General features: G+C 56.2%; 11 protein-coding genes. 8 read left to right on the plus strand and 3 right to left on the minus strand.

Annotated features, from left to right (window positions below):
* Nucleotides 1-122 precede the first annotated feature (122 nt).
* The 4 genes from H6F46_RS03330 to H6F46_RS03345 all read left to right on the plus strand — a co-directional run bounded on the left by H6F46_RS03330 (nucleotide 123) and on the right by H6F46_RS03345 (nucleotide 4091).
* On the plus strand, nucleotides 123-740 hold the full coding sequence (locus H6F46_RS03330) for a TetR/AcrR family transcriptional regulator (protein ID WP_190353540.1): 618 nt from the start codon (nucleotides 123-125) through the stop codon (nucleotides 738-740).
* Complete coding sequence (locus H6F46_RS03335) at nucleotides 694-1992, plus strand: HlyD family efflux transporter periplasmic adaptor subunit (protein ID WP_199291365.1); 1299 nt, start codon at nucleotides 694-696, stop codon at nucleotides 1990-1992. Before H6F46_RS03330 ends, H6F46_RS03335 begins: the two co-directional genes overlap by 47 nt.
* 138 nt (nucleotides 1993-2130) lie before the next feature.
* Complete coding sequence (devC, locus tag H6F46_RS03340; protein WP_190353541.1) at nucleotides 2131-3288, plus strand: ABC transporter permease DevC; 1158 nt, start codon at nucleotides 2131-2133, stop codon at nucleotides 3286-3288.
* Nucleotides 3289-3362: 74 nt separating this feature from the next.
* Nucleotides 3363-4091: an ATP-binding cassette domain-containing protein gene (locus H6F46_RS03345; RefSeq protein ID WP_190353542.1), complete on the plus strand. Its 729-nt coding sequence runs from the start codon at nucleotides 3363-3365 to the stop codon at nucleotides 4089-4091.
* Between the two features lie 12 nt (nucleotides 4092-4103).
* On the opposite strand, the gene H6F46_RS03350 is transcribed toward H6F46_RS03345, so the two are convergent.
* On the minus strand, nucleotides 4104-4628 hold the full coding sequence (locus H6F46_RS03350) for a peptidase C15 (protein ID WP_190353543.1): 525 nt from the start codon (nucleotides 4626-4628) through the stop codon (nucleotides 4104-4106).
* Nucleotides 4629-4759: 131 nt separating this feature from the next.
* Between H6F46_RS03350 and hisH the strand changes: the two genes are divergently transcribed.
* Entirely contained in the window at nucleotides 4760-5416 is a 657-nt protein-coding gene (hisH, locus tag H6F46_RS03355) for an imidazole glycerol phosphate synthase subunit HisH (RefSeq protein WP_190353544.1), read from the plus strand.
* Between the two features lie 45 nt (nucleotides 5417-5461).
* On the opposite strand, the gene H6F46_RS03360 is transcribed toward hisH, so the two are convergent.
* Nucleotides 5462-6502 carry a DnaJ C-terminal domain-containing protein gene (locus H6F46_RS03360; RefSeq protein WP_099535435.1) on the minus strand — a complete coding sequence of 347 codons (1041 nt, stop codon included), beginning with the start codon at nucleotides 6500-6502 and terminating at the stop codon, nucleotides 5462-5464.
* A 371-nt stretch (nucleotides 6503-6873) separates the two neighbouring features.
* Nucleotides 6874-7932, minus strand: a complete 1059-nt coding sequence (argC, locus tag H6F46_RS03365) for an N-acetyl-gamma-glutamyl-phosphate reductase (protein ID WP_099535433.1) — start codon at nucleotides 7930-7932, stop codon at nucleotides 6874-6876.
* Between the two features lie 332 nt (nucleotides 7933-8264).
* On the opposite strand from argC, the gene ribBA reads away from it, so the two are divergent.
* The 3 genes from ribBA (at nucleotide 8265) to H6F46_RS03380 (ending at nucleotide 13653) form a co-directional block, all read left to right on the plus strand.
* Nucleotides 8265-9950 carry a bifunctional 3,4-dihydroxy-2-butanone-4-phosphate synthase/GTP cyclohydrolase II gene (ribBA, locus tag H6F46_RS03370; RefSeq protein WP_190353545.1) on the plus strand — a complete coding sequence of 562 codons (1686 nt, stop codon included), beginning with the start codon at nucleotides 8265-8267 and terminating at the stop codon, nucleotides 9948-9950.
* 140 nt (nucleotides 9951-10090) lie between these two features.
* On the plus strand, nucleotides 10091-11908 hold the full coding sequence (locus H6F46_RS03375; protein WP_190353546.1) for a hypothetical protein: 1818 nt from the start codon (nucleotides 10091-10093) through the stop codon (nucleotides 11906-11908).
* A complete protein-coding gene (locus H6F46_RS03380) occupies nucleotides 11881-13653 on the plus strand; it encodes a hypothetical protein (protein ID WP_190353547.1) in 1773 nt (590 codons plus the stop codon). Before H6F46_RS03375 ends, H6F46_RS03380 begins: the two co-directional genes overlap by 28 nt.
* The last annotated feature ends 97 nt before the right edge of the window (nucleotides 13654-13750 follow it).

Below are 13750 nucleotides of genomic sequence, written 5' to 3' on the forward strand. Positions count from 1 at the left end.
GATCGACCCCTGATCATGCATTACACAATGTCGATTTCAATGCCAATTTCAGTGCCAATTCTGCGCAGGTGAGGTAGTGTGGCCGCACAAAAACCGATTAAAAACACTTGCGTATTGAGCCAATGCCCAAAATTGTTGATCACGAGAGCTATCGCCAAGAACTCCTGAGTCGTTGCTTTGCTTTGTTTGCCGAACGGGGCTACCACGCACTCACGATTCGGGAAATTGCCAAGGGACTCGGTGTTTCCACTGGAACCCTTTACCACTATTTCGAGAGCAAAGAAGACCTTTTCATCCAACTCATGGACTACCTGAGCTTGGAGGATACGGGAGAACAAGTGCTCAGTCAGTTGAGCCATCCGCTGACCCTGACCGAACGAATTGTGGTGGTGATGAATTGCGTGATTGACAACGAGGAATATTTCCGCCAGCAGGATCTGTTAATTGCGGAGTTTTGCCGCCATCAGGGGGAAGTGGTGCGCAAAAATCCCTTGATTCAGGGGGCCCACGATCGCTATGTTCAGGCGCTGGCGGACTTTTTGGGAATTCACGATCGTCCGGTTTTGGAGTGTTTTTTGGCTTGGGTGAGTGGCTTGCTGTACCGCCGAATGCTTTTGGGTGAGCAGTTGGACTTGGCGGAACAGGCAGTTTTGATGTCCAAGATGCTAGCGGGCTACTGGGAGCAAACCAATCGTGATTGCAAAGTTCAGGAATTTCAACACGCTGGCTCTGGCGGCTAGCGCGGCGGCGGCAAGCATTGCCCTGGGGGCGATCGGGCTGTCGCAGTGGAACCGGGCCACGGCAGAGCAGCAGGCCCAAAGCTCAACCCCGGGCCCGGTGGTGCGATCGGGCGTGACGGCCCTGGGGCGGCTGGAGCCGGAGTCGGAGGTGGTGCGGCTGGCGGCTCCCTTGGCGCTGGATGGCGATCGGGTCAGTGAGTTGCGCGTGCGGGAAGGCGATCAGGTGCGGGCGGGGCAAGTGGTGGCCTTGTTGGCTTCGGAAACCGTGTTGGCCGCCGAATATAACGAAGCGAACCGCCAAGTGCAGGTGGCTGAGGCTCGCTTGGCCCAAGTGAAGGCCGGAGCCAAAACCGGCGACATCAACAGCCAGCGGGCCACCGTGAACCGAGTGCAAGCAGAATGGCAAGGGAACACCGACGCTCAACGGGCCCAGCTCAGCCGGTTGCGGGCCCAGTGGCAAGGGCAGTTAGCCCAACAGTCGGCCGCCGTCCGTCGCCTGGAAGCGGAGTTAGCCAACGCCCAATCGGAATATCGGCGCTACGAGGCGCTTTATCAGGAAGGGGCGGAATCTGCCTCCCGGTACGATGCCAAGCGGCTGTCGGTGGAAACTTTGTTTCGGCAGCTTCAGGAAGCCCGGGCGGAACTGAACCGGCTCGATCGCACCGGTCGCCAGGAAGTACAAGAGGCCACGGCGGTGCTGAGTCGAGTTGAGCGGGCGGGCCAACAACAATGGCAAGAGGCCAAGTCCACCCTCAGCAGTGTGGCGGAAGTGCGGACGGTGGATGTGCGCACGGCCTTGGCGGAAGTGGCGGCGGCCCGGGCCGCGCGAGATCGGGCGGCGGCGGCCCTGGAACGGGCTTATTTGCGGGCCCCCAGCGATGGGCAAATTTTGAAGATCCATGCCCGGGCAGGCGAAAAGATTGGTGATAGCGGCCTGCTTGACCTGGCCCAGACCGATCGAATGGTGGCCGTGGCGGAGGTTTACCAAACCGATGTGGGGCTGGTGCGCGTTGGCCAACCGGCAACTATTGTGGGCCAAGCTGTTCAGGGCAACTTGCGCGGCACGGTGACCCAAGTGGGACTGCAAGTGTTGCAACAAAACGTGTTTAGCAATCAGCCGGGCGAAAACCTCGATCGGCGGGTGGTGGAAGTGCGCATTTTGCTCGATCCGGCCAGCACGGCCCGCGTGCGATCGCTCACCAATTTGCAAGTGGAAGTGAGCATCGAAACCGGCACGGGCAACACTCGCTAACTCGCTAATTGGCGGTTACTTGATTAATAGTCATTTGATTAATAGTCACTTGATTAGCAGTCATTTGATTAGCAGTCATTTGATTGTTATTGAATCAATTCTTTTGCCAGCACGCTCGCTAGCGTTGCAACCGATCCCATGCCCAAAAAAACTCCCCTTTCTTGGCTATTATTGGTGCGCCAGAAAAGCCGCCTAATTGTGGCCACTGCTGGCATTGCTTTTGCAGATATTTTGATGTTCATGCAGTTGGGGTTCCAAAGTGGTCTATACGACGCAGCCATCAAACCCCACCTCAACCTTGATGCGGATTTAATCCTGATTAATCCTCAGTTTCGGACGCTTTTTTCTGTTAAGAGTTTCCAACGCGAACGGCTCTATCAAGCTCGCGCACTGCCCGAGGTGAAAGAGGTGAGTTCTATTTACATCAACACCGGCCAATGGCGAAATCCAGAAACCCGTGAAAGTCGCGCCATTTTGGTTTGGGGTGTGGAACCGGGAAAGCCCAGTTTCAAGCTGCCGGAAGTGGAACAGCAACTCAATCAAATCACCCTGCTGAAAACAGTTTTGTTTGACCAAGCAGGACGACCAGAATATGGCACGGTAGCCGATTGGTTAGCCCGATCACCCCATGGTTTAGAAGTGGAGTTGAGCGATCGGCTCTTGAACGTCAGCGGTACTTTCACCCTGGGGGCCTCTTTTGCGGCGGATGGCAACACGATCGTCAGTGATTCCACCTTTTTGCATTTGTTTCCCGATCGCTCCGCCAGCAACATTGAAGTGGGGTTAATTCAACTGCAACCGGGTAGCGATCCGGTGGTGATGCAACAGAAACTGTCTGCCTTTTTGCCCAAAGATGTGCGAGTTTTGACCGTTGAAGAATTTGCCAACGTTGAAAAACAATATTGGGCTGAAGGAACCGGCATTGGTTTCATTTTTGGTCTTGGGGCCATCATGGGCTTCATTGTGGGCATCGTGATTGTTTATCAGATTCTCTATTCCGATGTGTCCGATCACCTGTCGGAATTTGCCACCATGAAAGCCATGGGCTACAGCAACGCCTTCCTGGTGCGCGTTTTGATCACTGAAGCCTTGATTTTGGCAGTGATTGGCTTTTTACCCAGCATGGTTTTGGCAATGGGTTTATATCAAATCACCTATTCCGCCACCCTCCTGCCAATTTTCATGCGGCTCGATCGCGCCATCACCGTTTTTGTGTTGACCATTGCCATGTGTAGCGCCTCCAGCGTGATTGCCATGCAAAAGCTTTATCAAGCGGATCCAGCGGATATTTTCTAAGGATTTTTGCCCACTTTTTGGAAGATCAATTTGGGAAGATCAATCTAGCAGAGGGTTAGGTTATGGATCAAGTCATGGATCAGGTTACGAATCAAGCCCTTGGGCAACCATCTAGCCAAGCCAGTGCCATTCTGATTCAGAATTTGAATCACTATTTTGGTAATGGTGATCTCAAAAAACAGGTGCTTCATGACATTAACCTGATCATTCAAGCGGGTGAAATTGTGCTGCTGACGGGGCCATCTGGCTCTGGAAAAACCACCCTATTGACCCTGTTGGGAGGGTTGCGATCGGCCCATGAAGGAAGCTTGAAAATTTTGGGCCAAGAAATGTGTGGAGCCAGCAAAGAACAGCTCTTAAAAACTCGCTGTAACATTGGCTATATTTTCCAGGCCCATAATCTTTTGAGCTTTCTAACAGCTCGCCAAAATGTCCGCTTGTCCTTAGAATTACATGACCATTACACCGATGCAGAGTGCGATCGGCTGGTGGATGAAATGTTGACGGCGGTGGGACTGGGAGAGCGATTGGACTATTATCCCGAGCAGCTTTCAGGGGGACAAAAACAACGGGTGGCGATCGCCCGGGCCCTGGTGAGTTCTCCCAAAATTGTTTTGGCCGATGAGCCAACGGCCGCGCTCGATCGCAAGTCGGGGCGGGACGTGGTGGAAATTTTGCAACGCTTGGCCAAGGAGCGAGATTGCACCATTTTGTTGGTTACTCACGATAACCGAATTTTGGATATTGCCGATCGACTGCTGTATATGGAAGATGGGCGATTGGTGAAGGATAAGACTGAATAAACTCGCAAGGGATCAAACTTGGCGATCGTGCTCTAGGTTATGCAAAATTTGACAGAAATCCGCTGCGATTTTCTCTTGGTTTTCAAGGGTCAAAACCGGCACATGGATAAACAGAGCCTTGGCTAGTTGACGATGGAGCAACAGCCATTGCAAGACTCGGTAATAGAGCGCATTGCAAACAAAATTTCCCGCATCAAAGCTAATTTCAGAACACTCAGTGCCCGCCAACAGTTGCGGCAAATGAAAACCCGTTGCTAACCGACTGCCCCCTTGGCTAGCTTGAGCTTCGAGGGAGAGGTGCGATCGCCCCTCAGCCATGCCACACAACAGGATTTTCCGAGGACGATGTTGCTCGATCGCCTCAATCACCCGCTGAGGAGCCAGATCAAAATCAACGGGTAATTGCCGCAAGCAAATCGCCTGCGGGGGCAGTTGTCGTTGTTCGATCAGCAAAGCCAGCAAATCATCGGAGGCGTTGGATTTCTGATGGGGTAACCAAGTTTGAAAGGAGGTGATCAGCCAGGGAGATTGCGCCATTTCAAACCTATAATTTCAGTGGTTTCGATCTTTTGAATGATTTGGATGATTGAGATCGCTTTCGATCGCCCGTCATCCAAATCACAGTTTCAGTCAATACAATTGCAGCAATTGCAGGGGTTTGGTGTCCTATGACAACGATTGCCGTGGTCGATTACGATATGGGCAACTTGCATTCCGCCTGCAAGGGGCTAACCCAGGCGGGAGTTGAGCCGATCGTGACTGACTCGGCAACGGTGATCGATCGCGCCGATGCGATCGTCCTGCCGGGAGTCGGGTCTTTCGATCCGGCGGTGCAGCAACTGCGCGATCGGGGATTGGAAGCGCCCATTCGCCAGGCGATCGCCCAAGGAAAACCCTTCTTGGGCATTTGTTTGGGTTTGCAAATGCTGTTTGAAACCAGCAGCGAGGGCCGGGAACCGGGCCTGGGCATCGTGCCCGGCTCCGTGCGGGCTTTTCAGCCAGAACCAGGAATCACTATCCCCCATATGGGTTGGAATCAAGTGACCCTCACCCAACCCACATCCCTTCTGTGGCAAGGGTTGGAGCCGTTGCCCTGGGCCTATTTTGTCCATTCCTACTATGTGGATCCGGCGGATCCAGGGGCGATCGCCGCCACGACCACCCACGGCAGCCAAACGGTGACGGCCGCCATTCACTGCGAAGCGCTCGGTTCCGGTCGGCCCAATGTGATGGCGGTGCAGTTTCACCCGGAAAAGTCAGCGGCGGCGGGCCTGCGGATTTTGGCGAACTTTGCCACCACGGTTCGATCGATGGTTCCCTGCTAGGGTTAATCGACTGGTTTGGCAACGCTTAAAAATGCCTAAAAACGCTTAAAGCTGAACAGAGCGCAGGTGCGATCGGGGATCGGTCGATCGCGCCGCCCGCACCTGTTCATAGGCGGCCCGCTCGGCCGCCGTGGGTGAACTGGGCAAAGTCACCGCCACCCGCACCAACAAATCCCCTCGTTTGCCGCTGGGTTCAACCCAACCCTTGCCCCGCAACCGCAGGGTTTGACCTGACTTGATGCCCGCTGGCACATTCATGGTCACCAACCCATCGGGGGTGGGCACATCGGCCTTGGTTCCCAACACCGCTTCATCTGGGGCGATCGGGATTTCGCAAACCAAGGTGTCGCCCTCAAATTGAAAAAAGTTGTGGCTATTGAGGCTGACCTTCAGGTACAGATCTCCCCGTTGACGGCTGTAGGGGTCGTATTGCCCCTTGCCCTTGAGACGAATTTTGCTGCCCGGTTTGGCCCCGGGAGGAATGCGCACGGTGATGGTTTCGGCTCCCAGGCTCAGGCGCTTTTGCGTGCCATTAAACGCTTCCCCAAAGGACAGGGCCAAAGTGGCTTCCCGATCGCCCGCGGCCGATTGGGGGCCAAAGCCGCCCACATCCCCAAAGCCGGAGAAGCCACCCCCAAAATTGCTGCTGTTGTAATTGCCGCTGTAGTTGCTGCCTGTGCCGCTGCGATAGTTGTAGCTGCTCGATCGCGTCCCGGCGGCCCCTGGCCCGCCAAACCGTCCCAGCAGCTCATTAATAAATTCATCAAAGCTGCCGTAGCGGCCAAACTCAAAATCATCAAACCCGGCTCCCCCGGCTCCAGTTCCTCCCCAGGCTTGACCGGCGCGATCGGCCTGTTGCCAATATTGACCAAAGCGATCGTACTTTTGGCGCTTGTCCGCATCGGACAGGACTTCATAGGCCTCGTTCACTTCCTTGAACCGCGCCTCCGCCTGTTTGTCGCCCGGGTTCAAGTCCGGGTGGTATTTGCGCGCCAACCGTCGATAGGTTTTCTTGATTTCCTCGGCACTGGCGGTTTTGGTCAGACCCAGCACCGCATAGTAATCCTTAAAATCTGTCGCGGCCATGCGCTATCACCTTATTTTGCTGCGGTCGATCGGGATGGATTTAGCCTAACGAAGTCTAGCGCTGGCTGGAGATCGGGTGCGATCGCGCTGATTGGTGCAATTCCCGAACCTAACCAGATTTTGGCTGTCACCTGGATCCTGATCCTCAGCGGTTTCCGCCCCCTTTCCGGCCATGGGAAAGGGGTTGGGTTGATCGACCATTTCGGGAGCAAGTTTCGGGGGCAAACCTAGTAGCGCGCCAAGCTTATTTGGATAGGTCAAATCAAATGACTGCTACCGTCACCAGATCATTAGGCAGCAAGGGGCTTAAGCCCCTTGTTACGACGACTGACTTCGCGACTTTGACCCAAGAAATTAAGGCAGCCGCGCCACTAGGGATAGAACGCCAACTGGGGCAACCCGATCGTTTCATCCAAGCCCAACATCAGGTTCATGCACTGCACCGCCTGACCCGATTGGCCCTTCATCAGGTTATCGATCGCCGACAACACAATCACCCGATCGGTGCGTGGATCCACCTCCACACCCAAATAGCAAAGGTTGGTTCCTAGGGCCCACTTGGTTTGGGGATAGACCCCACTGGGCAACACCTTCACCCAAGGACTGTTGCGATAGAAGGCGTTGTAGATGGTCAGCAGGTCTTCGCGCACCAGGCCCGGATCGCGGAGGGTGGCATAGACGGTGGACAAAATGCCGCGCGGCATCGGTATCAGGTGGGGCGTGAATTGAATCCGCACTTCATGGCCCGCCAAATCCGTGCAAATTTGCTCAATTTCCGGCGTGTGGCGATGGCGACCGACCCCATAGGCAGAAAAGGAACCGCCCGCTTCCGCCAACAGCATGTTGGTTTTGGCCTGGCGGCCGCCGCCGGATGTGCCGGACTTGGCATCAATGATCGCCGTTTCCGGAATGATAATCCCCTGTTTCAGCAGGGGCAGCAGGGCCAACAGGCTGGCCGTGGGATAGCAGCCGGGACAACCAATCAGGTTCGCCTCCGCGATCGCCTCGCGATTCAGTTCCGGCAGCCCATAGACCGCCATGGCCGCCACTTCCTGATCGCTGCGACTCTTGCCATACCAGTCTTCATAGGTGTTCAGATCCCGGAACCGGTAATCCGCCGACAGATCCAGCACCTTGCAGCCCCGATCGACCAGTTGAGGGGCCAAGTCACAGGCAATCCCATTGGGCAGCCCCAAAAACACCACCCGACAGCGCCGGGCAATCTCATCCAGGTCGATCGACTCCACCTTCAGGGAAATGCGGTGGGCCAGGTGAGGATAAACTTGCCCATAGCTTTGGCCGGCACTGCTTTCGCCGCCCAAATAGGTCAGTTCCACATGGGGATGATCTAACAGAATTCTGACCAGTTGCACGCCGCCGTAGCCCGATGCGCCAACGATGCCAACTGGAATCTTGTCTGTATTACTCATAATCCGGCTTCTGATTCCCTTTGCTTGTGTGGGTGCCTGTGTCTGTGGACGGGCGCGGTGCTGCTGGGTGCGGGCCAGCCGGCGGGTGCGCGCGGCTTGTTGCCATGCATTCTAGTACCGTTTGCCGGTGTTCCTGCGTTCGGTTGCAGGGGGTCTCACCCCTAGGGGATACAGGGCGATCGCACAGGATCAGAAAAGCCGCAATTCACCGCCGGGTGAAACTGCTACAGGAGATACAATGGAGACCATAAGTTAAGAACTGTAACTGTTTATTAGCGTCCGTCCTAGCCTCTAGCCGACAGACGCACTGTTCGCCTTTGGTTGCTGCCGCAATGACCCACCACACTGTCCCCCAGTCTGTTCCCGCGTTTGTGTTTGACACGATTCCCGCCATCCTGGCAGACCTGAAGGCCGGGCGGCCTGTGGTGATTGTGGATGACGAAAACCGCGAAAACGAAGGGGACATCATCTACGCCGCTGAAAAGGTGACGGCGGACGCGGTGAACTTCATGGCCACGGAGGCGCGGGGGCTAATTTGTTTGGCCATGACGGGCGATCGGCTCGATGCGTTGGAGTTGCCCTTGATGGTGACCAACAACACGGACAGCAACCAAACGGCCTTCACCGTCAGCATTGATGCCTCGCCGGCCTTGGGGGTGAGCACGGGCATTTCAGCGGAAGACCGCGCCAAAACAATCCAAGTGGCGATCGACCCCCGAACCCGGCCGGAAGATCTGCGGCGACCGGGGCACATTTTCCCCCTGCGATCGCGCGAAGGGGGGGTGCTGAAGCGGGCAGGGCACACGGAGGCGGCCGTGGACTTGGCTCGCCTGGCGGGGCTTTATCCAGCGGGCGTGATTTGCGAAATTCAAAATCCCGATGGTTCCATGGCCCGGTTGCCGCAACTGATTGACTACGCCCAGCACTACGACCTGAAAATCGCCACAATCGCGGACTTAATTAGCTATCGGCTGCAACATGAGCGGTTTGTGATCCGGGAAACGGTCACCAAACTGCCCACGGAGTTTGGCCTGTTTGAGATCTATGGCTATCGCAACGAAATTGACGGTTCCGACCATGTGGCGATCGTCAAGGGCGACCCGGCCACCTTCCACGATCGCCCGGTGTTGGTGCGGGTGCATTCGGAATGTCTGACGGGGGATGCGCTGGGATCCTTGCGTTGTGACTGTCGAGCGCAATTGATCGCGGCCCTGAAAATGATTGAGCAGGCCGATGAAGGGGTGGTGGTTTACCTGCGCCAGGAAGGTCGCGGCATTGGCCTGATTAATAAGCTCAAGGCCTATTCCTTGCAAGATTTGGGCTTTGACACGGTGGAAGCCAATGAAAAGCTCGGTTTTCCAGCGGATTTGCGCGATTACGGTGTGGGCGCACAAATTTTGAACGATTTGGGCATTAGTCAAGTGCGGCTGATTACCAATAACCCGCGCAAAATTGCCGGTGTTCGTGGCTATGGGCTGGAAGTGGTCGATCGCGTGCCCTTGTTGATTGAGGCTAACTCCTTCAACACGCGCTATCTGACCACCAAGGCGGCCAAGCTGGGGCATCTGCTGCTGCAAACCTATCTGGTGACGATCGCCCTCCATTGGACTGATCACCCCACCACTAGCGAAGCCTACGAACGGTTAGCCCAGTTGCGACAGTTGGTGAGCGATCGAGATTTGCGATTGCGGGAAGAGGCGCGGCCGGTGGCGGTGGCCCTGTTTGGCAATCCGGCGCTGATTGTGCATTTGGGCTTTGACCAATCCAATTTGGCCATGGCCGGTTGGTATCGCGAACCGGGCCATCCTTACCTGGAGGCGATCGCCCAACTCCTGGATCAGTTGGCGGATTGGCAAGCGGTGCAGCGGCTGGAATTTTTGGTCAGTGAAGGGGGCGACCCCATGGCCGGGCTACAGGTGAAGCTCGATCGCCTGACCTACAAGCTGTCGAGCGGGCATCGACCATCCACCATTTGCCAAGATGTGGAAAGCCAGCAAATTTATAGCTTCCTGCGCTAGCGGCCTGCGTTAGGGCTGTCGGGGCGATCGTCCTGCGCTAAAGTGCCTTTGTTGCAAACTGCGGGCCGCCGATCGGGAAATGTCCCCTAGCTAGCGGTTCTCCGGCGGTTTGGCAACGGTTTTTCAGGGCAGGACAGCGCGTGCAACAGGAACCGGGCCATCACCCCCCTCAGGCCGTTCAGGCATTTTGGGCACAAGTTTGGAGCGTTCTTTTTCAGCCGATCGCCCATGGGCGCGATCGACGGCTCTGGTTTTGGGGCGGCCTCTGCGGAGCCGTGGCCTTGGCCTATGGCGGGTTGGCCCTGCAACAGGCCCTGGCGGGCCCCTACGTGATCCAAGACGATGCCCGACAGCATGTGTTTTGGATGCGACGCTTTTGGGATCCAGAAGCCTTTCCCCAAGATCTGATTGCCGACTATTTCCAGTCCGTGGCCCCGGCGGGTTACCAATGGCTCTATGGCTTGGCGGCCAAGCTGGGGCTAGATCCTTTGCTGTTTAACAAATTTGTGCCCCTGGGGTTAAGTCTGCTGGCGGCGGTGGGAGCCTATGGCTTAGCGGTGACCCTCTGGCCGATTCCATTGGCGGCGGGGTTGAGTGGGCTGCTGGCGGTGCAGGCCCTGTGGCTGCGGGATGATTTGGTTTCCGGCACACCCGCAGCCTTTGCGGGGCCCCTGTTGCTGTGGGGGTTGTGGGCGATCGCCCGTCGGTGGTTGGGGTTGACGGTGGGGGCGATCGGGCTGCTGGCTTTGTTTTATCCGCAAGTGGCCCTGGTGCTGGGCGGCGCGTTAGGACTGCAATTGCTGCGATCGGGGCGATCGGTTGCTTGGCGCTGGCGGGCGGCCTGGGAACGCCCGGAGGTGCGGGTGGCCTTGGCGGGTTTGGGGGCGCTGGTGGTGACCATGGTTCCCTACCTGTTGCGCGATTCTCCCTTTGGGCCGGTGCTGTCCGTGGATATGGCCCGATCGATGCCCACCTTGGCCGATAAGGGTTGGTCTGCCTTTTTCACGCGGGATCCTTGGAACTATTGGGCCTGTGGCCAACGCAGTGGCTTTTTGCCCACCGAATGGTGTCGGATCATGGCCTTCCATTCGGTGCTGGTGTTGCCTTTGGGCGTTTGGTTTGGCCTGTTGTGGCCCCTGCTGTGGTGGCAGCGTGATCGCTTCCCCCTGGTGCGAGCGGCCCAAGGAGCCTTGCCCCTGTTGGGCGATCTGTTGCTGTCCTCCGCGATTGGGTTTGGGGCGGCCCATGGGTTGCTCTTTAAATTGCACCTGCCCAATCGGTATGGGGAGCATTCGGTGCGGCTGGTGGCGGCGCTGGTGGCGGGTTTGGCGATCGCGGCGGTGCTGGAGCGAGCGGTGCAACGGCTGCGGCGGGGCGGCTCCCGGGCGATCGGGGCCGGGCTGGGGGCGGGCCTGTTGGTGCTGTGGTTTGTGGCCTATCCAGCGGCTCTGACGGCTCAAAATTACGCCTTTCCGGTCACCAACTACGTGCCGGGCAATGCTCCGGGGCTTTACGCTTTTTTGCAACAACAACCGCGTGATACCTTGGTCGCTTCCTTGGCCCGTGAGGGGGATAATTTGCCCGCCTTTGCGGGGCGATCAATCTACGTGGGTGGCCAAGGCTATCTGCTGCCCTATCATCTGGGGTTTTATCAAGAACTGGTGCGGCGGCTCGATCGACTCGTGAGCGCCCAATTTGCCCCCAGTTGGGCCCCCATTCGCCGGTTTTTGGCGGAAACGGGCGTGGATTTTTGGTTAGTGGAGCGATCGAGCTTTCAGCGGGACTTTTTGGATAGTCGTCGGTTTCGCCAATTCAACATTGGTGCAGCCCCATTAGCCCAGCTTGATCGGGGCGAACAACCGGTTTTACCTAGCGCGATCGACCGTTGCGCCCAGTGGCAAGCGGGCGATTTGGCACTGTTGGAGGCGAAATGCTTAATGGCTGGCTCCGCGCCCTAGACCCAACCAGCCCCAGGGGCGATCGCGCGGGCCGCTGGGCCTTGGCGCTCAGTTTGGCCGTGGCGATCGGTTGTGCCCTGCCCGCCCTCTTTCAGGCCTTCAGCGGCCCCTACGTGGTGCAAGACGATGCTCGCCAACATGTGTTTTGGATGCAACGGTGGCTCCATCCCGATCGCTTCCCCAATGACCTGATGGCGGACTATTTCCAATCCGTGGCTCCCTGGGGATATCAAGGCCTCTATCGGTTGGGCAGCATCCTCGGCTTAGATCCGATGGTTTTCAATAAATTGCTGCCGATCGGCCTAGGAACCCTGACCACATTTCTGTGTTTTCAAGTGGTTTGGCAACTGTTGCCCGTGCCCTTGGCGGCCTTCAGCGCCTGCGTATTTTTAAATCAAAATTTATGGATTGCTGACGATCTCGTTTCCGGTGTACCCGTTGCTTTTATTTATCCCCTTTTCTTTCTGTTTCTCAAGGGTTGGTTAGGGCGATCGCTCTGGCAACTCTTCAGTGCCATCGGGCTTTTAGCCGGCTTCTATCCCCATGGCGTTTTATTAGGATCTTCCCTGATTGGCCTAGATTTAATTTGGCAAGCTTGGCTAATTGCTCAGCGATCACCGTTCCAGGTGCGATCGCTACTGAAAACCCTATGGAATCAGCGTCAATTAGAACTCAGTTTGTTGATATTTTCAGGCTTAGTTCTATTGCCCTTCCTCGGCAAATCAAGTCAATACGGCCCGGTGCTAACTGCCGCTGAAGCCAAAACCTTTTGGGCCCAATTTTTCCAGGTGGAACCGGCTTGGGCCTATTGGTTCAAGCATCGACGCACGGGACTGATTCCGATCGATTGGTGGGAAATTGACTTCGCCTTCCCGCAAATCATTTTGACCTTACTCTTTCCGATTTTGTGGTGGCAGCGCGATCGGTTTCCCCTGGCCCAGGCCACGCGATCGAGCTTGGTCTTTGTGCCGCAGTTATTAATCGTCTCCGGGGCTTGGTTTACCGTTGCCCATCTCTTGCTCTTTCGGTTGCATTTGCCCAACCGTTACTCAGAACATTCCCTGCGGATCGTTGTAGCCATTTTGGGTGCGATCGCCCTGAGTTGGCTGGTGCAAAAGGCTTGGCAATGGGCCAAATCACGCCCGCCCAATGCAAAATTGAGCAATCCAAAAGCCAAAGGTTTGGTGTTGCTCATCACCGGTTTTTTGCTGATTTATCCCTTCACCTTTCCTGGTTTTCCCGCCACGCAATACGAAATTGGCAACCATCCCCAACTCTATGAATTTTTTCAGAACCAACCGGTTATCATTCGGATTGCTTCCACCACCCGTGAAACGGATAATTTGCCCAGTTTTGCCCAACGCTCCATTGTGGTCGGCCCCGGGTTCACCATGCGCTACCATCGTCGCTATGCCACGGAGCTATTGCAGCGGGCAACGGATTTAATTGTGGGTCAATATACCCCGAACCCCGATCGCCTACGGGAGATTTTGAACCGCTATTCAGTGGATTTTTGGTTGCTCGATCGGGCAGATTTTGACCCCAATCAGCTCCAAAAAATGGGCTGGGTTCGTTGGTTCCGCGCCAGCCCCCAAGAACCCCTAGCGATCGCCCATCGTCAAGCGATCGAACAATTACGGCGGGGCGAAGTGCCCGTGATGCAAACGCTGCTCGATCGTTGTCAGCAATTCACCGATCAATCGTTGGTTGTTCTGAATGGCAACTGCTTAAGATCGTCCCTTTAATCCCATGCATTCAGCCTGTCTGATCACGGCTTACTGATGAATTTCATTCATTCATTTGATTCACGCCCTTTATTCCATTGCAGATCAACTTCCCCAA

The sequence above is a fragment of the Limnothrix sp. FACHB-1083 genome, assembly GCF_014696485.1.
In the GTDB taxonomy this organism is placed as follows: Bacteria; Cyanobacteriota; Cyanobacteriia; order CACIAM-69d; family CACIAM-69d; genus CACIAM-69d.